The following is an 18,527-nucleotide window of genomic DNA, read 5'->3' on the forward strand; positions in this document are numbered from 1 at the left end:
CCGATCAACTATCCCACCGTGCCCAAGGGCACCGAGCGGCTGCGCTTCACCCCGTCGCCCAACCACGACGACGCCATGATGGACGACCTCGTCGCCGCCATGGACAAGCTGTGGACCCGCTGCAACGTGGCGCGCATGCCCGCCGTCGCCTGATCCGTCTCCCGGGCGTTGGCGTCCGGGATCGATCTGCTAGGCTGGGTGCAGGGGGACCAACGACATGCGCTCAATCCGGATGCTTCTGGCGGCCCTGCTGGCGCCGCTGCTGATCGCCGGAGCCGCCCTGGCGCAGGATGCGCCGCGGGTCATGCCGGTCGTCGTCAGCGACCCCATCGCGGGACAACCCGGCGTCCGCACCGACGAGCTCATCCGATCGTTGCGCATGCGCATCGCCGCGACGCCCGGCCTGCGCCTGGTCGAGTCCAGCGCCGAGGCGGCGGCCGACCTGACCGTGTTCGCCTGGCTCGCGCCCGGTCAGCCCGACGGCCCCGATCGCATGCTGAACTACGCCTTCATCTACAGCGACAACCTGACCGCCAGCCGCGACGGACATCTTGTGAAGTCCCAGGTCGGCTCGCAGCAGGGGTCGATGCAGGCCGTCGAGGACCTGGTGATCGCCAATCTGCTGGACCTCCGCGAGACCCTGATCGTCTGGCAGGACGCCAACCCGGTCCCGGCGGAGACGCAATGACGGGCGAGGACGAGGGCGGGGTGATCCTGGAGCTGACCCGCAACGGCGCCTGGCTGAAATGCTCGGCCGTCCACGTGGCGACGGGCCGCGAGGTCAGCGCCGTCGGTCCGGCCAACGATCCCAGGGGCGTCGAACGGGTGGCGCTCGCCAAGCTGAGGCGGGCCCTGGAACGCTGACAGGCTGCTGCAGCCTGCTGACAACTCCTGACACAGGTGGATGCCAGGAAAGCCGGACCAGCCAATGGAGTTCTGAAATGACCCTGACCGCCGCCTGTCACTGTGGAGCCACGAAGATCACCCTGCCGGGGCCTCCGGCCGAGGCCAGTACCTGCAACTGCACATTTTGCCAGCGCACCGGCGCGGTGTGGGGCTCTTATGCGCCCGAGGACCTGACCATCGCGGCGAGCGAGGACCGCGTCTATTCGGCCACCGGGCTGAACCAGCATCATTTCTGCGGAACGTGCGGCGGCAATACGCACGGCTTCTCGCCGGACTGGTCCTCGAAATACAACAACGACGGCACGTTGAAGCCAGGCGAGACGGAAGGCGTGCCGGACGGGCGCAAGGCGGCCGTGAACCTGAACATGGTGGACGACCTGGATATGTCGCAGATCAAGGTCACCGCCATCGACGGACGGAACAGCTGGTAGGCGGATGCGGGTGCGGGCGGCGCCAGCCCCCCAGATGTTGTGGTCGGCGGAACAGGGGCCTAGATAGGTCGCCTTCCAGACCGCCACGCCTGCATCGGGGATTCGAGTGACCGCCTTCACCCACGCCGACTATTTCTCGAAGAGCCTCGCCGAGGCCGATCCCGACATCTTCGGCGGCATCCAGGGCGAACTGGGCCGGCAGAAGGAGCAGATCGAATTGATCGCCTCCGAGAACATCGTCTCGAAGGCGGTGCTGGAGGCGCAGGGCTCGGTCCTGACCAACAAATACGCCGAGGGCTATCCGGGCCGCCGCTATTATGGCGGCTGCGAATACGTCGACGTCACCGAGAACCTGGCCCGCGAACGCGCCAAGCAGCTGTTCGGCTGCGCCTTCGCCAACGTCCAGCCCCACTCGGGCGCCCAGGCCAACCAGGCGGTGTTCCAGGCGCTGCTGACGCCGGGCGATACGTTCCTCGGCATGGATCTGGCGGCCGGCGGCCACCTGACCCACGGCTCGCCCGCCAACCAGTCCGGCAAATGGTTCCGACCCGTGACCTACAAGGTGCGCGAGGACGACTGCCTGATCGATTACGACCACGTCGCGGAAATGGCCGGGAAGGAAAAGCCGAAGCTGATCCTGGCCGGCGCCAGCGCCTACAGCCGCCACATCGACTTCAAACGCTTCCGCGAGATCGCCGACAGCGTCGGGGCGTATCTGATGGTCGACATGGCCCACTATGCGGGCCTGATCGCCGGCGGCGTCTATCCCGACCCGCTGCCGCACGCCCACGTCGTCACCACCACGACTCACAAGACCCTGCGCGGCCCGCGCGGCGGCATGGTGCTGTCGAACGACATCGAGCTGGGCAAGAAGATCAACTCGGCCGTCTTCCCGGGCCTGCAGGGCGGGCCGCTGGAGCATGTCATCGCCGCCAAGGCCGTGGCCTTCGGCGAGGCGCTGAAGCCGGAGTTCAAGCTCTATGCGAAGCAGGTCGTGACGAATGCGCAGGCCCTGGCCGCCGTGCTGGTCGAGCGCGGCGCGGCCATCGTCTCGGGCGGCACCGACAGCCATCTGATGCTGGTCGACCTGCGGCCCAAGGGCGTGACGGGCAAGGCCACGGAGGCGGCGCTGGAGCACGCCCTGATGACCTGCAACAAGAACGGCGTCCCCTTCGACACCGCCCCCTTCACCGTCACTTCGGGCGTCCGCCTCGGCACGCCGGCGGGAACGACGCGCGGTTTCGGCGTCGACGAGTTCCAGCAGATCGGCCACTGGATCGCCGACGTCATCGACTCGATGAAGGGGACGGACGAGGCCGACGCCGGCGTGTCGCAACGCGTCGCGGGCGAGGTGCGCGAGCTCACGCGCCGCTTCCCGATTTACGGATAACCCTCTGATGAAATGCCCTTTCTGCGGACATCAGGACACCCAGGTGAAGGACAGCCGCCCGTCGGACGACGGCGCCGCCATCCGCCGCCGCCGGTCCTGCCCGCAGTGCAGCGGGCGGTTCACCACCTTCGAGCGGGTGCAGCTGCGCGAGTTGATGATCCTCAAGCGCAACGGCCGCCGCGCGCCGTTCGACCGCGACAAGCTGGAGCGGTCGCTGAACGTGGCCCTGCGCAAGCGGCCGGTGCAGGCCGAACAGATCGAGCAACTGGTCAGCCGCATCACCCGGCAGCTGGAAAGCCTCGGCGAGACCGAAATTCCGTCCTCGACGGTCGGCGACTTCATCATGAAGGCGTTGAAGTCGGTCGATGAGGTCGCCTATGTCCGCTACGCCTCGGTCTACAAGGACTTCCGCCACACCGGCGACTTCGCCCGGTTCCTCGGCGACGAGGGTCTGGACGAAAGCTGATGCCCGTCTCGAACCAGAGGGTTCGCGTCACGCTGAAGCTGGCCACCTCGCTGGACGGCCGGATCGCCACGGCCTCGGGCGAGAGCCGGTGGATCACGGGCGAGGCGGCGCGGCTGGAAGGCCACCGCCTGCGCGCCGCCCATGACGCCATTCTGGTGGGCGTCGAGACGGTGCTGGCCGACGATCCAGAACTGACCGGCCGCCTGCCGGGCCGCCCGGTGGATCAGCCGCTGCGGGTCGTGCTGGACAGTCGCCTGCGCACGCCGCCGACCGCCCGGGTGGCGCAAGGCGACAGCCTGATCCTGACCGTCGCCGAGCCGTCGCCGGTCGGAACCGCTGTCGTCGAGCGCGTCGAGGCGGATCAAGGCCGCCCCTCGGTCGCCGCCTGCCTGTCGGCGCTGAAGCGCCGGGGGGTCTCCTCGGTGCTGATCGAGGGCGGCGGACAGGTGGCGGCCAGCTTCCTGCGCGCCGGCCTGGTCGACCGCCTGGAGTGGTTCCGCGCGCCGATCCTGCTGGGCGGCGAGGGCCGGCCCTGCGTCGCGGCGCTCGCCCTTGCGAAGCTGGCCGACGCCCCCAGATTCCGGCGCCTTGCGGCCGAGCCTCGCGGTGACGACCTGTGGGAGCGCTACGAGAGGCTCTGATGTTCACCGGGATCGTCACCGACATTGGCAAGGTGCGGAAGGTCGAGGAGACCGCGCGCGACCGCCGCTACGAGATCGAGACCGTCTGGGACACGGCGTGCGTCGATCTCGGCGCCTCGATCAGCCACGCCGGCTGCTGTCTGACGGTTACCGAAAAGGGTCCGGGCTGGTTCGCCGTCGAGGTCTCGGGCGAGACCCTGTCGAAGACCACCCTGGGCGACTGGGCCGAGGGCCACAGGGTCAATCTTGAACGCGCCGCGAAGCTGGGCGACGAGATGGGCGGCCACGTCGTCTCGGGCCATGTCGACGGCCTCGGCCGGGTCGTCTCGGTCACGCCGGAGGGCGGTTCGCACCGGATCGAGATCGAGGCCCCGGCGCCGCTGCACCGCTATATCGCCGCCAAGGGCTCGATCACGGTCGACGGCGTGTCGCTGACGGTCAACGCCGTCGAGGGCCGGACCTTTTTTTTGAACATCATCCCCCACACCCGGGACGTCACGACGCTCGGCTCCCTGAAAGCCGGAGATGCGGTCAATCTGGAGATCGACATGCTGGCGCGATACCTCGCGCGGTGGCAGGAGACGGCGTGATGCAATTGGCCGCGAACATGAACGACAGCCCGATCAGCCCCATCGAGGACATCCTCGAGGACGCCCGCAACGGCAAGCCCTACATCCTCGTCGACGCCGAGGACCGGGAGAACGAGGGCGACATCATCATTCCGGCCCAGTTCGCTACGCCGGACCAGATCAATTTCATGGCCCGGCACGCGCGCGGCCTGATCTGCCTGGCCATCACCGCCGACCGCGCCCGCCAGCTGCGCCTGCCGCCGATGGCGGCCGAGAATCGCGAAAGCATGGGCACCGCCTTCACCGTCTCGATCGAGGCGAGGGAGGGGGTCACCACCGGCATTTCCGCCGCCGACCGCGCCCGCACCGTGCAGGTGGCGGCCGATCCGACGAAGGGCGCCGAGGACATCGTCTCGCCCGGCCACGTCTTCCCCCTGGTCGCCCGCGACGGCGGCGTTCTGGTCCGCACCGGCCACACCGAGGCGGCGGTCGACATCAGCCGCATGGCCGGCCTGACGCCCGCCGGGGTGATCTGCGAGATCATGAACGACGACGGCTCCATGGCCCGGATGCCGGATCTGATCGCCTTCGCCCAGCTGCACGGGCTGAAGATCGGCACCATCGCCGACCTGATCGCCTATCGCCGCCGCACCGAGCGGATGGTCGAGCGGGTCATGGACACGCCGTTCGAGAGCGTCCACGGCGGCCCGTTCCGGCTGATGCTGTACCGCAACGCCCTCGAGGGCGTCGAACACGTGGCCCTTGTCCGGGGCGAGATCGAGCCGGGCAAGCCGACGCTGGTCCGCATGCACCAGGTCGATTTCGCCGCCGACCTGCTGGGCCATGTCGAGGCGCGACAGAACTATGTGCCGCGGGCGCTGAAGGCGATCAGCGAACACGCCGGGCCCGGCGTCACCGTCTTCCTGCGCGACCCCGAGCTGCAGGGACTGGCCGAACGGCTGTCGGGCGTCGGGAAGCCGGCGGCAGTCGACCGCGCCCTGCGAAACTATGGCGTGGGCGCCCAGATCCTGCTGGATCTCGGCGTTCGCGACATGATCGTGATGAGCTCGACCCGGCCCAATCCCACGGCGCTGGAAGGCTACGGCCTGCGGATCGTGGGCTGGCGCGACATGGATGGAGCAGACCAATCGTAACCGACCCCGCCCGCGTCCTCATCGTCGAGGCGCGCTTCTACGACGATCTGGCCGACGCCCTGCTTGAGGGGGCGAAGGACGCCCTGCGCGCCCAGGGCGCCGAGTTCGACGTGGTCTCCGTGCCCGGCGCCCTGGAGGTGCCGACGGCGATCGCCCTGGCCGTCGAGGCCGGCCGCTATCCGACCGCGCCGCGCTATGACGGCTTCGTCGCGCTGGGCTGCGTCATCCGGGGCGAGACCTATCATTTCGAGATCGTCTCGGACCAGTCGGCGGCCGGTCTCTGCAATCTGGGCCTCAACGGCGTGGTGATCGGCAACGGCATCCTGACGACCGAGGACGAGGACCAGGCCTGGGCCCGGGCCCGCATCAGCGAAGGCGACAAGGGCGGCGGGGCGGCCCGGGCCTGTCTCGATCTCATTGCCTTGCGCAAGCGGCTGCGCGTAGGACTGGGCGCGTGACCGAACCCGCCAGCCTCAAATCCGTGCTCGAGCAACTCGCCGAGGCCGAGAAACAGCGCGCCGAGCCGCAGCTGACCAGCCGCCAGCGCCGGGCCCGCACCGTCGCGCGCCTCGCCGCCGTCCAGGCGCTGTACCAGATGGAGCTGGCCGGCGAGGGCGTCGAGACGGTCATCGCCGAGTTCTCGAACCACCGCTTCGACGCCGACATCGAGGGCGAACCGCTGGCCGAGGCCGACGAGGACTGGTTCGCCGGGATCGTGCGCGGGGTGGTCGGCGGCCAGCGCGCCATCGACGACGCGGTCAAGGCGCGGCTGGCGTCCAACTGGCGGATGGAGCGCCTCGACTCCACCCTGCGCGCCCTGCTGCGCGCCGGAGCCTGGGAACTGCGCGAGCGCCAGGACGTGCCGCGCGAGATCGTCATCGACGAATACGTCGAACTGGCCAAGGCCTTCTTCGACGACGCCGAGGCCAAATTCGTCAACGCCGCCCTCGACGGCGTCGCGCGAGACGCCCGGTCCGGGGGCTGACACGGCCATGCCCGCGGTCGACGTCGCCGGCGAGTTCGAGACCATCCGGCGGCTGTTCGCGCCCCTCGCCCATCCGGAGTGGGGACGGGGCCTGCTGGACGACGTGGCGGTCGTGCCCTCGCGCGCCGGCCACGATCTGGTCCTGACCAAGGACGCGATCGTCGAGGGCGTCCATTTCCTGCCCTCGGACCCGCTCGATACGGTGGCCCGCAAGCTGATGCGGGTGAATCTGTCGGACCTCGCGGCCAAGGGGGCCGAGCCGTTCGGCTATCTGCTGGCCTGCCACTGGTCCGAGCGCTGCGGCTGGCCCGAGCGGATGACCTTCGCCGACGGGTTGCGGGCCGACCAGAAGGCGTTCGGCGTCGCCCTGCTGGGCGGGGACACCGTGGCGACGCCCGGGCCGGCGGGCTTCTCCATGACCATGCTCGGCTGGATTCCCAAGGGGCGCGCGGTGGGCCGCGTCGGCGCCCGGCCCGGCGATCTGGTGTTCGTGACGGGCGCCATCGGCGACGGATGGCTGGGCCTTGAGGCGATCCGGGGCCGGCTGTCGCTGGATCCCGGGCGGATCGCGGCCCTGTCGGACCACTACCGGACCCCGACGCCGCGCCTCGATTTCGCCGGGCCGGTGCGGGACCTGGCCAGCGCCTCCATCGACGTTTCCGACGGCCTGATCGCCGATCTGGGTCATCTGGCCGGGGCCGGCCGGGTGCGGATCGAGATCGACCTCGAGACCGTGCCGCTGTCGGCGGCCGGGCAGGCCTGGTTCGACGGCCGGGTCGACCAGCAGGCGGCGCTGGAGAAGCTGGTCACCGGCGGCGACGATTACGAGATCGCCTTCACCGCTCCGGCCCGCGACGAGGCCGCCCTGCGGCGCGAGGCCGAGCGGCGGCATCTGCGCCTGACCCGGATCGGACGGGTGACGGCGGGGGAGGGCGTGGTCGCCCGCTTCGGCGGCCAGCCCGTGGTCTTCGACCGCCCCGGCTTCACCCACGGCTGACAACGAAATCTCAAGGCGTGGCCGTCTAGATGGGGTCATGCGCCGTCGTGACCTCATCGCCGCCTCCGCCGCCCTGACCGCCGTCGCCACGACGGCTGCGGCCGAGGACGCGCCGTCGGGCGGCCAGAGCCTGAGTATGCCGGGCGTGGGTCTGCCGATCATCGCCGGCGGGCGGCTGCGCAACTACGTCTTCGTCTCGCTGCGCCTGCATCTGGGCGGGTCGACCACGCCCGAAGCGATGCGCACCAAGGAAGCCTTCCTGCGCGACGCCCTGGTCCGCGCGGGCCACCGGACGCCCTTCGTGGTGCCGGACGACTGGACCCGGATCGACCCCGCCGCCCTGTCGGCCAGCCTCATGCGCTCCGCCGCGACGATCGCCGGACGCGGGGCGGTCACCCGGGTCGAGATCGTCAGCCAGGCGCCCCGGCGGCGAACGGGCGTCCAGGGCGGCTAAACCGCATTCCCTTGTTGCGTCGGCCCCCGGCTTTTGGCACGTTTCGGCCGCAATTCCCCAAGGACGCAACCTGCGTCCGGTGCGCACGGGGGGACCGGAAGGCGGACAGAGGCGAATAACGCCCGCCGCGCCAAGGGACCGGGCGTCTGAAGTTCACAGGATTTGGAAACGTCATGAGCAACTATCTGTGGCTGGTCATAGCCGCAGGCGCGCTGGGGGTCCTCTATGGGCTGATCCAGACCGCCTCGCTGATGAAGGCCAGCACCGGCAACGACAAGATGCGCGAGATCGCCGCGGCGATCCAGGAAGGCGCCTCGGCCTATCTGCGCCGCCAGTACACCACCATCGCCATGGTCGGGGTCGTGATCCTGGTCGCGGCCTATTTTCTGATCGGCGTCTGGGCCGCCATCGGCTTCGTCATCGGCGCGGTCCTGTCGGGCCTGGCCGGTTTCGCCGGGATGCTGATCTCGGTGCGGGCCAACGTCCGCACGGCGCAGGCCGCGTCGGAGAGCCTGGCCAAGGGGCTGGATCTCGCCTTCCGTTCAGGGGCCATCACCGGCATGTTCGTGGCGGGCGGCGCCCTGCTGGGCGTAGCCGGCTACTACGCCTTTCTGACCGCCGGCGCCGGCTATGAGTCCACCAGCCGCGAGGTCATCGACGGCCTGGTCGCCCTGGGCTTCGGCGCCTCGCTGATCTCCATCTTCGCCCGTCTGGGCGGCGGCATCTTCACCAAGGGCGCCGACGTGGGCGGCGACATGGTGGGCAAGGTCGAGGCCGGCATTCCCGAGGACGATCCGCGCAACGCCGCGACCATCGCCGACAACGTGGGCGACAACGTCGGCGACTGCGCCGGCATGGCGGCCGACCTGTTCGAAACCTATGCGGTGACCACGGTCGCCACCATGGTGCTGGCCGCGATCTTCTTCCGCGACCTGCCCTATGTCGACACCCTGATGCTGCTGCCGCTGGCCATCTGCGGCGTCTGCATCGTCACCTCGATCATCGGCAGCTTCTTCGTCCGCCTCGGCAAGAAGCAGAACATCATGGGCGCCCTGTACCAGGGCCTGATCGTCACCGGCCTGCTGTCGGCCGTTGCGGTCTATTTCGTCATCGACCAGCTGGTCACCGGGCCGATCGTCACCAACAGCGGACTGACCATCGAACCGATGAGCCTGTTCTGGTCCGGCATGGTCGGACTGCTGGTCACCGCCGCCATCGTGGTGATCACCGAATACTACACCGGCTCCAACTTCCGCCCGGTGCGCTCGGTCGCCAACGCCTCGGTCTCGGGCCACGGCACCAATGTCATCCAGGGCCTGGCCGTCTCGCTTGAGTCCACCGCCCTGCCGGCGCTGACGATCATCGTCGGCATCGTCGCCTCGTATCAGCTGGCGGGCCTGTTCGGCATCGCCATCGCCACCACCACCATGCTGGGCGTGGCGGGGATGATCGTGGCGCTGGACGCCTTCGGTCCGGTCACCGACAACGCCGGCGGTATCGCCGAAATGGCGGGCCTGCCTTCGGAAGTCCGTCACTCGACCGACGCGCTCGACGCGGTGGGCAACACCACCAAGGCCGTCACCAAGGGCTACGCCATCGGTTCGGCCGGGCTCGGCGCCCTGGTGCTGTTCGCGGCCTACACCTCCGACCTGGACTATTTCTCCGCCAATCCCGACCTGTTCCCCTTCTTCGCGGGCATGGGCGAGATCGACTTCGGCCTGACCAATCCGTACGTCGTCGTCGGCCTGCTGTTCGGGGGGCTGCTGCCTTTCCTGTTCGGAGGCATGTCGATGATGGCGGTGGGCCGCGCGGCCGAGTCGGTCGTGGCCGAGGTGCGTCGCCAGTTCCGCGAGAACCCGGGCATCATGACCTATGAGGTCAAGCCCGAGTACGGCCGGGCCGTCGACATCCTGACCAAGGCGGCGATCAAGGAGATGATCGTGCCGTCGCTGCTGCCGGTGCTGTCGCCGATCGTCCTGTTCGTCGCGGTGCTGTCGATCTCCGACAAGGCCACCGCCTTCGCCGCCCTCGGCGCCATGCTGATGGGCGTGATCGTCACCGGCCTGTTCGTCGCCATCTCGATGACCTCGGGCGGCGGCGCCTGGGACAACGCCAAGAAGGTGATCGAGGAAGGCTTCACCGACCGGAACGGCGTCGTCCACGGCAAGGGATCGGAGGCTCACAAGGCCGCCGTCACCGGCGACACGGTCGGCGATCCCTACAAGGACACCTCCGGTCCGGCGGTGAACCCAATGATCAAGATCACCAACATCGTGGCCCTGCTGCTTCTGGCGGTGCTGGCCAGCGGCAAGGTGTTCTAGGCCAGGCGTTCCATCCTCCCGGCTCGCGCCGGGAGGCTCCGGTCCGTCGGGAATCAAAGAGGCCCCGGAGAGCGATCTCCGGGGCCTTCTTCGTGCCGGCGATGAAGCGAGAGCCTAGTCCCGGCGCTGCTGGCCCGGCTGATCCTCGTCCGTGCGGGGCAGCTGGCCGCGGCCGACGTTGCCGAGCAGCTGTTCCAGGATGGTCAGCTGGCGTCCGCGGGTCGGGGTCTCGCGACCGTTCATGGAGACCCGCTGGCCGTCCTCGAGGCCGAGGGTGCGGACCTCGGCCACCTGACCGGCCTCGTTGAAGGTGATTTCGGTTACGGACCGCTGGGTCACCTGCGGCCGGTTGTAGGTGTATTTCTCGGTCACCTGGCTGATGTAGTACCAGACGTTGTCGCTCTCGAAGGTCGAGGTCGTCGACGGCGTGCCCAGGCGGGCCAGCACCGTCTGTTTGGTGTCCGTGCCGGCGACGATGTCGGTCGGCTTGGCGTCGATGGCCTGGAAACCGTTCTGGCCCACCACCGGGGCGCAGGCGCTGGTCAGCGCAGCGGCCGAAAGGGCGACGATCAGGAGGTTCGTACGGAGCATTTGCGGCGCCTGCGACTTCAACAAGGTCTTTGACCTAACCGGACCCGAGCCTTAGTTCAACGGCGCGGCGGAAAAGGGGCCGCATGACATGCTTCAGAATCTGTTCCGAACCCGCCCCAGAGAGCGTCTGGGTCAGCCGCTGTATGAACAGGCGGTGCGCCAGGCGCGCCATCCGGCGTTCTACACCCGGCTGGGCGTGGCCGACCGCATCGACGCGCGGTTCGAGCTGTACACCCTTCACGTCCTGTTGCTGGCGATGCGTCTGCGCGAAGAGGGCGGGCGCGGCGACGAGGCCGCCCAGGACCTGTTCGACACCTATGTCTCGGCCCTGGATCATGCCCTGCGGGAACTGGGCGTAGGCGACATTTCGGTCGGCAAGAAGATGCGCAAGCTGGGCGAGGCCCTGTACGGGCGGATGACGGCCTGGGAAATTCCACTGCGCGAGGGCGACGCGGCGGCGCTGGCCGTCAGTCTGGCCCGCAACGTCTATGAGACCGGAGACGTCGAGGCCGCGACCGCGCTGGCCGCCTACGCCCTGGCCAGCCGCGCCCGGCTGGCGACCCAGGATTTCGACGCCGTGGCGAGCGCTCCGGCCTGGGCGGAGGTCGGCGCATGACTCTTCCGGATCTTCCTTTCAGCGAGCCCGTCCGCCTGCATCAGGTCGCCGGCGGCGTGAAGCGGACCCTGGAGCCCGACGCGGCGGCGCGGGCGCGCATCGCCAGGGCGCTGGATCTCGCCTCGCTGGACTCCTTCACGGCCGAGATGGACCTGGCCCCGACCGACGCCGGCTGGCGGTTGTCCGGCCGGATTCGGGCCAGCCTGGCCCAGACCTGCGGCATCACCCTGGAGCCGCTGCCGCTTGAGATCGACGCCCCTTTCACCTTGACGCTCGCCGAGGCGGTGGACGAGGAGTCGGAGGAGATCGTCATCACCATGGACGACGAGTCGCCCGACCTGATCGAGAACGGCCAGATCGACCTGGGCCAGTACGCCGTCGAACAGCTGGCACTGCGGCTGGACCCGTTCCCGCGCAAGCCGGGCGCCGAATTCGTCCAGCCGCCCGAACCCGCGGAAATCTCGCCCTTCGCGGTGCTGAAGCAGCTTCGACCCTCTGACGAAGGTTGACGCAACGGCGGCGCGGTTGCATCCCCCCGGAGCGACGCTATCGTCGCCCCCTGACGAGCGCCCCGTTGAGGCGCGACGGAGTCGAAACGGCTTGTCATCCCCGATCCTGATTTCGCTCGACGCCATGGGCGGGGACCACGGTCCGTCGGTCGTGGTGGCCGGGGTGCGAGACTACCGCAAACGTCATGGCGGCGAGGGCGTGCGCTTCCTGCTGCACGGCGACGAGACGGCGATCCGCGCCGAAATGGCCAGGTGCGCGCTGACGGAAGATGTCTGCCTGGTCCGTCACACCGACAAGGTCGTGACCATGGACGAAAAGCCGGCCCAGGCCATGCGCCGGGGCAAGGGCTCCAGCCTGTGGAACGCCATCGAGGCGGTCAAGTCGGGCGAGGCCGGGGCCGTGGTCTCGGCGGGCAACACCGGCGCCCTGATGGCCATCTCCAAACTGCTGCTGCGCATGTCCGCGCCCGGACTGGAGCGGCCGGCCATTGTGGCCGGCTGGCCGACGCCGAAGGGAGTCACCGCCGTGCTCGACGTCGGCGCCAACGTCGAGAGCGACGCGGCCCAGCTGGTCGAGTTCGCCATCATGGGCGAGGCGTTCATGACCGCCGTCCACGGCGTCGTGAAACCGACCATCGGCATTCTGAACGTCGGCTCCGAGGACATGAAGGGCCACGAGGAGGTGCGCGAGGCCGCGCGCCTGTTGCGCGAGGGCGGCTTCGGGCTGGACTATTTCGGTTTCGTCGAGGGCACGGACATCGCCAAGGGCACGGTGGACGTGGTCGTGACCGACGGCTTCACCGGCAATATCGCGCTGAAGACGGCCGAGGGCGTGGCCAAATTCATCGCCGGGCTGATGAAGGAAGCCCTGAGTTCCAGCCTGACGTCGAAGCTGGGCGCGCTGCTGGCCATGCCGGCGCTGAAGCGCATGAGTCAGAAGATCGACCCCAACGCCAACAACGGCGGACCTCTGCTGGGCCTCAACGGGATCGTGGTGAAAAGCCACGGCGGGGCGACGCCCGGCGGCTATGGCGCCGCTATCCGGGTGGCTGTCGAACTGGCCCGCAGCGACTATCTGATCAAGGTCAGCGAGAGCTTCAGCCGCCTGACCGCCGTGCTCGAACAGCCGCCCGCCGCCCCGACGGAAGCGGCCATGGAGACTCCCCAGTGAGCGTCATTCGCAGCGCCGTGACCGGCGTCGGCTCCTTCCTGCCGGAACAGGTCGTCACCAACGCCGATCTGGCGCAGATCGTCGACACCTCGGACGCGTGGATCCAGGAACGCACGGGCATCAGGCAGCGCCACAAGGCGCGCGACGACCAGCCGACCAGCGACCTGGCCGTCGCGGCCGCGAGGAAGGCCCTGGCCGACGCCGGCCGGACCGCCGCCGAGGTTGATCTGATCATCGTCGCCACGACCACGCCCGACATGACCTTCCCGTCCGTGGCCTCGATCGTCCAGCGCAAGCTGGGCGCGCCGACCTGCATCGGTTTCGACGTCCAGGCGGTCTGTTCGGGATTCGTCTATGCGCTGAGCATCGCCGACGGCTTCGTCGCCCGCGGCATGGCCCGATGCGCCCTGGTCATCGGCGCCGAGGAAATGACCCGGTTGATGGACTGGACGGACCGGTCGACCTGCGTCCTGTTCGGCGACGGAGCCGGCTGCGTGGTGGTCGAACCGCGCGAAGGGCAGGGGACCAAGGCCGACCAGGGAGTGCTGGGCTTCGCCCTTCGCTGCGACGGAACCAAGACGGACCTGCTGTATGTCGACGGCGGACCCGCCACGACGGGCACGGTCGGCCACCTGCGGATGGCGGGCAACCAGGTCTTCCGCCACGCCGTGGTCAATATCGCCGAAGCCATCACCGCCGCCTGCGCCGCCGCGGGTATAGAGGTGGCCGACGTCGACTGGTTCGTGCCCCACCAGGCCAACCAGCGGATCATCAAGGGCGTCGGGGACCGGCTGGGACTGGACGAGAACAAGGTGATCTCGACCGTGGCCCTGCACGCCAACACCTCCGCGGCCTCGATTCCGCTGGCGCTGGACGCCGCCATCCGGGACGGCCGCATCAAGCGCGGCGATCTGGTCCTGATGGAGGCCATGGGCGGCGGCCTGACCTGGGGCGCCTGCGCCTTTCGTTTGTAAGGCGTATTTCCACCTTTCCATTTGACGACGCTTGCCCTTTTATGTCCGGCGACCGACCTTTGGAGGGGAGCGGACCTTTGCCCGAACACCAGACCCTGACGCGCGCCGATCTGTGCGAAGCGGTGCACGAGGAGGTGGGCCTGTCCCGACAGGAGTGCTCCGCCATGGTCGAACGCACGCTCGAGCTGATCATCGAGTCGCTGGAGCGCGGCGAGACGGTGAAACTGTCGGGGTTCGGCGTCTTCCAGGTGCGCGAAAAGCGCGCCCGCATGGGGCGCAATCCCAAGACCGGCCAGCCGGCCGCCATCCATCCGCGCCGGGTCATCAGCTTTCGCGCCTCGCAGATCATGAAGGGCCGGGTTCACGACGCCGTCGTGACCGGCTGACGCCGTGGCCAAGAGCCCCAACGCCTTCAGGACGATTTCCGAAGCGGCCGCCGAGGTCGGGGCGCCGCAGCACGTGCTGCGTTTCTGGGAGACCAAATTCGTCTTCCTGACGCCGCTGAAACGGGCCGGCGGGCGACGGTTCTACCGGCCGCAGGACGTGGTGCTGCTGAAGGCGGTCAAGCGGCTGCTCCACGACGAGGGGCTGACCATCAAGGGCGTCCAACGCCTGCACAAGGAGCAGGGGCTCAGGCGTCTGGCCCACTATGGCGACCCCGACGGGACGGTGGCGTTCGAGCCCGAGGGCGCCGCGCCAGCGGCCGCTTCGGCCTCGAAAGGCGGGGGCTCGTCCTCGATCCGCCTGCGTCAGGTCCTGGCCGAGCTGGAGGGCGCGCGAGCCCGTCTGGAAGCGGTGCTGTCGAGAAGCGCCTGACGGTCGCTTTTTCGGTTTGCGGCGCCGCGAACCCCGTCTATAGGGAGCGCCTCTCGGAGCGTGGCGCAGCCTGGTAGCGCACTTGACTGGGGGTCAAGGGGTCGCAGGTTCGAATCCTGTCGCTCCGACCATCTTCCTCAATGAAGACGGTTGGTCAGAGGGGTCGCTTTCGGGCGGCCCCTTTGCATTTGGGCGACCGTGGACGACCGTGTCACCTTCGGCCGCCCTCGGCCCAGCGGAACAGCGGATAGAGGGGCACGCCCCAGCCGACGCCGGCGACGGCGTAGACCAGCAGGTCGATCAACTGGCCCGGCGGAAGCAGGCCGCGGATCGCGATCGCGCCCCAGATCCAGACGACGAGGAAGGCGAGGACGCCGAGCATGGCGACGAATCGTCGGCCGCGCGGGCCCATGTCAGCGCTTGTTCCGGAACAGGAAGAAGCCGACCAGAGCCAGGGCCGAGGCCGCCAGCGACCAGACCACCCAACTCCAGCCGTCCATGGATCCGACGGCGAACACGCGGATGGCCAGGAACCAGCCGCAGACGGCGGCGACCCCCGAGACCAGCGAGGTGGCGAACAGGCCGCGGCGGCCGGTGACCAGGTCGGCCAGCCAGGCGAGTGCGAAGGCGCCGAGGACGGCGACGGCGATGTCGAGGTATTGCAACCGGCCTCTCCAGACTTGCGGCGATGCGACGCCGAAAAGCGACTCGATCTCGCCGCCCCCGGCGGGCATACCCGTCGGGCCGGCGTCGGACCAGTGACGCGCCGGCACTGTAACGGTCGGGACGGCAGGCGTCGAATGAAGCGTTTCATCGGGGGCGATCAGAACCGGGCGGTGGCGATCTGGCTGTTCGCCTGTGCGGCCCTGGTGTTCGCCATGGTCGTGGTCGGGGGCGTCACCCGCCTGACCGGGTCGGGCCTGTCGATCACCGAGTGGAAGCCGATCATGGGCGCCCTGCCGCCGATGAACGCGACGGACTGGAACGAGGCGTTCGGGAAATATCGCGCCATTCCGCAGTACGCCCAGGTCAACGCCGGGATGAGCCTGGCCGAATTCCAGGGCATTTACTGGTGGGAGTGGGCGCACCGGCTGCTGGGCCGGATGATCGGGGCCGCCTTCGCCCTGCCGTTCGTGGTCTTTCTGATCCTGCGCCAGATGCCGAGGCGGTTGATCGCGCGCTGCGCCGTCCTGCTGGCCCTCGGCGGCCTGCAGGGGCTGATCGGCTGGTGGATGGTGTCCAGCGGCCTGTCGGAACGGGTCGACGTGGCGCCCGAGCGGCTGGCGGTCCATCTGGGTCTGGCGCTGCTGATCTTCATGGGCCTGATCTGGACCGGGCTGGAGGCGTGGAACGGCGAGGCCCACAGCCGCTCTCCGATGGGCTGGAGCCGGGGCGCGGCCGTCCTGCTCGGCGCGGTCTTCGTCCAGTGCCTGCTGGGCGGGCTGGTGGCGGGGGCCAAGGCCGGTTTCGTCTATACCGACTGGCCGCTGATGAACGGCGCCGTCCTGCCGCCGGCCGACTGGGGCCGGGGCGCCCTGGCCTTCCTGCACGACCAGGCGCTGGTCCAGTTCAATCACCGGATCTGGGCCTACGGGCTGCTGATCGGCGGCACGGCCTATGCAGTGCAGGCGTGGCGCTGGCGGCTGGCCGAGGGGCTGGGCGCGGCGGCCTTCGCCGTGGCCGCGGCCCTGTGGCTTCAGGCCCTGCTGGGGGTCACGACGCTGATGAACGCCACGCCGCTGTGGCTGGGGGCCCTGCACCAGGCCGGGGCGGCGCTGGTGCTGGCGGCGGCGACGGTCAATCTGTGGCTGGTGCGCCGTTCGCAGGCGCGGCTGTTCACGTCCGGACCGAGGTCCAGGGGCCTCTGATCGCGAAGGTGATCCCGGGGTACATGATGTTGACGAACAGGACCTGTCCGTCGGGCGAGAAACAGGCGCCGGCGAACTCGCTGTTTCCCGTGAAGACGTTGCGGCCGATCGTATAGAGCTTGCCGTCCGGGGTGACGCCCTTGAGGTGGTTGCGCAGGTCGGTGGAATAGTTGTCCTCGCACACGACCAGATGGCCCCAGGGCGCGACGACGATGTTGTCGCCCATGTTCAGGGTCCGGATGTCGGCGCTTTCGAGGAACAGCTGGATCCGGCCCGGGACGAGGCTTTCGCCGCGCCGGCCCTCGATGCGCGAGGGGACGTAGCGCAGGATCTGGCCGCGCTTGAGCGGCCCGCCGGCGGTGGCGGTCATGTACAGCTCGCCGTCGCCCCAGAATACGCCTTCGCCCCGGGCGACGAGGGCCGCGCCGGCGGCGTGACCGCGTTGACGCAGGTCGGCGTTGGGAGACTCGACGTCCTCCATGTCGATCCAGACGACCTCGCGCCAGTCATCGACGGCCCATTCCCGCGCTTCGTGGTTGGTGGTGTCGGCGCCGGGCTTGCCCTTGAACGCCATGGCCTGGAGCCGGCCGCCCTCGGCCAGTTTGCCGGGCGTGGTCGGGATGAAGCGGTAGAACAGGCCGTCGACCTTGTCCTCGGTCAGATAGACGATGCCGGTGCGGGGATCGACGCAGACCGCCTCGTGCTCGAACCGGCCCATGGCCTTCAGCGGAACGGGAGCGGCCAGGCCTGTCCCATTGGCGGGCACCTCGAAGACATAGCCGTGGTCCCGGGTCACGTCCGCGCCGGCGGGGGTCTGTTCGGTTTCCTCGCAGGTCAGCCAGCTGCCCCACGGGGTCTGGCCGCCGCAGCAGTTGGTGCTGGTGCCGGCCAGGGACAGGAACTGGCGCACGACGCGGCGGGTCTCGAGGTCATAGATCAGGGTGGTCGTGCCGCCGGGCAGGGGGCGGCCGTCCTTGTAGGTGTCGTACCCCCGGGCCGGGTCCAGCAGGCCGATCCGTTCCTGATGGAAGCCGCCCGGACCTAGGTTGCGGTGCAGGCCGCTGGAGCCCTTCAGTTCGTGGTTGCGCACCAGGGCCACGCGCGAACCGTCGAGCGGAAAACAACCCATGCCGTCGGGCTGGCCGGGGACGAACAGGCCGTCGTCCATGGTGTCGCCGCTCTGGGAGATAACCTGGTAGGAAAAGCCCTCCGGCAGGTCGAGCAGCCGGTTGGGATCGGGAATCAGGGGGCCGTAGCCATGGACCTCGTTGAGGTAGGTCTCTTCCATCGCCGCCGTCTGGGCCTGCACATTGCGGGCGAGGCCGGCGAAGGCGAAGGCGGCGGCCGAGCCGGCGATCAGGTCACGACGATGGGGACGCATGGAGACTCCGGGTGGGGCTGCTCCGCTTATGACCCGGAGCGGGCGCGGCGGTCATCATGCTTCTGTGACAGGCGGCCGAAAGCGCCGCCCGCGGTTGCGGTCGGTGAGACGGGAGGCAGGCGGAGCGTCCGGGCCTTCGCCCGGAAGAGCAGACTGGATACCGTTTCGGCGAAAGACGAACGCTCCGCGCGGCGGGTTTTCCGGAAGCTTGCGTCCGGTGGCGGTCTTATCGCCTTACCGCAGCGCCTCCGGCGGGCAGGCTGTCCCGGCGGAACAGTCCTGGAACG

The 18,527-nt window shown here is 69.2% G+C and carries 24 protein-coding genes, 1 tRNA gene and 1 pseudogene; 22 read left to right on the forward strand and 4 right to left on the reverse strand.

Annotation, left to right across the window (positions count from 1 at the left end):
• The 14 genes and pseudogenes from Q8Q71_RS15040 to Q8Q71_RS15105 form a co-directional block, all read left to right on the forward strand.
• A pseudogene (locus tag Q8Q71_RS15040) lies at positions 1-153 on the forward strand (5-aminolevulinate synthase); the annotation flags it as partial.
• 64 nt (positions 154-217) lie between these two features.
• A complete protein-coding gene (locus Q8Q71_RS15045) occupies positions 218-688 on the forward strand; it encodes a hypothetical protein (protein WP_305760414.1) in 471 nt (156 codons plus the stop codon).
• Positions 685-864 (forward strand): hypothetical protein, encoded by a 180-nt coding sequence (locus Q8Q71_RS15050; RefSeq protein WP_305760415.1) that lies wholly within the window; start codon positions 685-687, stop codon positions 862-864. The genes Q8Q71_RS15045 and Q8Q71_RS15050 overlap by 4 nt, the downstream gene beginning before the upstream one ends.
• A gap of 77 nt (positions 865-941) precedes the next feature.
• Positions 942-1,337, forward strand: a complete 396-nt coding sequence (locus Q8Q71_RS15055) for a GFA family protein (RefSeq protein ID WP_305760416.1) — start codon at positions 942-944, stop codon at positions 1,335-1,337.
• Between the two features lie 106 nt (positions 1,338-1,443).
• Positions 1,444-2,727, forward strand: coding sequence for a serine hydroxymethyltransferase (gene glyA / locus Q8Q71_RS15060; protein ID WP_305760417.1), 1,284 nt, complete (start codon positions 1,444-1,446; stop codon positions 2,725-2,727).
• A gap of 7 nt (positions 2,728-2,734) precedes the next feature.
• The gene (gene nrdR, locus Q8Q71_RS15065) at positions 2,735-3,193 is read left to right on the forward strand and encodes a transcriptional regulator NrdR (protein WP_305760418.1); all 459 of its coding nucleotides are present in this window, start codon (positions 2,735-2,737) and stop codon (positions 3,191-3,193) included.
• Positions 3,193-3,834, forward strand: coding sequence for a RibD family protein (locus tag Q8Q71_RS15070; RefSeq protein ID WP_305760419.1), 642 nt, complete (start codon positions 3,193-3,195; stop codon positions 3,832-3,834). The genes nrdR and Q8Q71_RS15070 overlap by 1 nt, the downstream gene beginning before the upstream one ends.
• On the forward strand, positions 3,834-4,424 hold the full coding sequence (locus Q8Q71_RS15075) for a riboflavin synthase (protein WP_305760420.1): 591 nt from the start codon (positions 3,834-3,836) through the stop codon (positions 4,422-4,424). Before Q8Q71_RS15070 ends, Q8Q71_RS15075 begins: the two co-directional genes overlap by 1 nt.
• Entirely contained in the window at positions 4,424-5,557 is a 1,134-nt protein-coding gene (gene ribB / locus Q8Q71_RS15080; RefSeq protein ID WP_305760421.1) for a 3,4-dihydroxy-2-butanone-4-phosphate synthase, read from the forward strand. Before Q8Q71_RS15075 ends, ribB begins: the two co-directional genes overlap by 1 nt.
• On the forward strand, positions 5,551-6,015 hold the full coding sequence (ribH, locus tag Q8Q71_RS15085; protein WP_305760437.1) for a 6,7-dimethyl-8-ribityllumazine synthase: 465 nt from the start codon (positions 5,551-5,553) through the stop codon (positions 6,013-6,015). Before ribB ends, ribH begins: the two co-directional genes overlap by 7 nt.
• The gene (gene nusB, locus Q8Q71_RS15090; protein WP_305760422.1) at positions 6,012-6,542 is read left to right on the forward strand and encodes a transcription antitermination factor NusB; all 531 of its coding nucleotides are present in this window, start codon (positions 6,012-6,014) and stop codon (positions 6,540-6,542) included. Before ribH ends, nusB begins: the two co-directional genes overlap by 4 nt.
• 7 nt (positions 6,543-6,549) lie before the next feature.
• Entirely contained in the window at positions 6,550-7,539 is a 990-nt protein-coding gene (gene thiL, locus Q8Q71_RS15095) for a thiamine-phosphate kinase (protein ID WP_305760423.1), read from the forward strand.
• A 37-nt stretch (positions 7,540-7,576) separates the two neighbouring features.
• Positions 7,577-7,993 carry a hypothetical protein gene (locus Q8Q71_RS15100; protein ID WP_305760424.1) on the forward strand — a complete coding sequence of 139 codons (417 nt, stop codon included), beginning with the start codon at positions 7,577-7,579 and terminating at the stop codon, positions 7,991-7,993.
• A gap of 173 nt (positions 7,994-8,166) precedes the next feature.
• A complete protein-coding gene (locus tag Q8Q71_RS15105; RefSeq protein WP_305760425.1) occupies positions 8,167-10,314 on the forward strand; it encodes a sodium-translocating pyrophosphatase in 2,148 nt (715 codons plus the stop codon).
• 114 nt (positions 10,315-10,428) lie between these two features.
• On the opposite strand, the gene Q8Q71_RS15110 is transcribed toward Q8Q71_RS15105, so the two are convergent.
• Positions 10,429-10,905: an outer membrane protein assembly factor BamE gene (locus Q8Q71_RS15110; protein ID WP_305760426.1), complete on the reverse strand. Its 477-nt coding sequence runs from the start codon at positions 10,903-10,905 to the stop codon at positions 10,429-10,431.
• Between the two features lie 88 nt (positions 10,906-10,993).
• Between Q8Q71_RS15110 and Q8Q71_RS15115 the strand changes: the two genes are divergently transcribed.
• The 7 genes from Q8Q71_RS15115 (at position 10,994) to Q8Q71_RS15145 (ending at position 15,122) form a co-directional block, all read left to right on the forward strand.
• Positions 10,994-11,521 (forward strand): ubiquinol-cytochrome C chaperone family protein, encoded by a 528-nt coding sequence (locus Q8Q71_RS15115; RefSeq protein ID WP_305760427.1) that lies wholly within the window; start codon positions 10,994-10,996, stop codon positions 11,519-11,521.
• Positions 11,518-12,030: a DUF177 domain-containing protein gene (locus Q8Q71_RS15120; protein ID WP_305760428.1), complete on the forward strand. Its 513-nt coding sequence runs from the start codon at positions 11,518-11,520 to the stop codon at positions 12,028-12,030. Before Q8Q71_RS15115 ends, Q8Q71_RS15120 begins: the two co-directional genes overlap by 4 nt.
• A gap of 124 nt (positions 12,031-12,154) precedes the next feature.
• Positions 12,155-13,201 (forward strand): phosphate acyltransferase PlsX, encoded by a 1,047-nt coding sequence (gene plsX / locus Q8Q71_RS15125; RefSeq protein WP_371315973.1) that lies wholly within the window; start codon positions 12,155-12,157, stop codon positions 13,199-13,201.
• Positions 13,198-14,175, forward strand: coding sequence for a beta-ketoacyl-ACP synthase III (locus tag Q8Q71_RS15130; RefSeq protein ID WP_305760430.1), 978 nt, complete (start codon positions 13,198-13,200; stop codon positions 14,173-14,175). Before plsX ends, Q8Q71_RS15130 begins: the two co-directional genes overlap by 4 nt.
• 77 nt (positions 14,176-14,252) lie before the next feature.
• A complete protein-coding gene (locus Q8Q71_RS15135; RefSeq protein WP_305760431.1) occupies positions 14,253-14,561 on the forward strand; it encodes an integration host factor subunit alpha in 309 nt (102 codons plus the stop codon).
• A gap of 4 nt (positions 14,562-14,565) precedes the next feature.
• Positions 14,566-14,991: a MerR family transcriptional regulator gene (locus Q8Q71_RS15140; RefSeq protein ID WP_305760432.1), complete on the forward strand. Its 426-nt coding sequence runs from the start codon at positions 14,566-14,568 to the stop codon at positions 14,989-14,991.
• A 54-nt stretch (positions 14,992-15,045) separates the two neighbouring features.
• A tRNA-Pro gene (locus Q8Q71_RS15145) sits at positions 15,046-15,122 on the forward strand.
• 80 nt (positions 15,123-15,202) lie between these two features.
• Here Q8Q71_RS15145 and Q8Q71_RS15150 read toward each other — a convergent pair.
• Entirely contained in the window at positions 15,203-15,403 is a 201-nt protein-coding gene (locus Q8Q71_RS15150; protein WP_305760433.1) for a DUF2842 domain-containing protein, read from the reverse strand.
• Position 15,404: 1 nt separating this feature from the next.
• Positions 15,405-15,656, reverse strand: coding sequence for a transglycosylase (locus tag Q8Q71_RS15155; RefSeq protein WP_305760434.1), 252 nt, complete (start codon positions 15,654-15,656; stop codon positions 15,405-15,407).
• A gap of 135 nt (positions 15,657-15,791) precedes the next feature.
• On the opposite strand from Q8Q71_RS15155, the gene Q8Q71_RS15160 reads away from it, so the two are divergent.
• Entirely contained in the window at positions 15,792-16,859 is a 1,068-nt protein-coding gene (locus tag Q8Q71_RS15160) for a COX15/CtaA family protein (RefSeq protein WP_305760435.1), read from the forward strand.
• Here Q8Q71_RS15160 and Q8Q71_RS15165 read toward each other — a convergent pair.
• Positions 16,828-18,240, reverse strand: coding sequence for an alkaline phosphatase PhoX (locus Q8Q71_RS15165; protein WP_305760436.1), 1,413 nt, complete (start codon positions 18,238-18,240; stop codon positions 16,828-16,830). The two genes, Q8Q71_RS15160 and Q8Q71_RS15165, sit on opposite strands and share 32 nt — an antisense overlap.
• Positions 18,241-18,527: the final 287 nt, after the last annotated feature.

The sequence above is a fragment of the Brevundimonas sp. genome (assembly GCF_030704825.1).
GTDB lineage: Bacteria > Pseudomonadota > Alphaproteobacteria > Caulobacterales > Caulobacteraceae > Brevundimonas.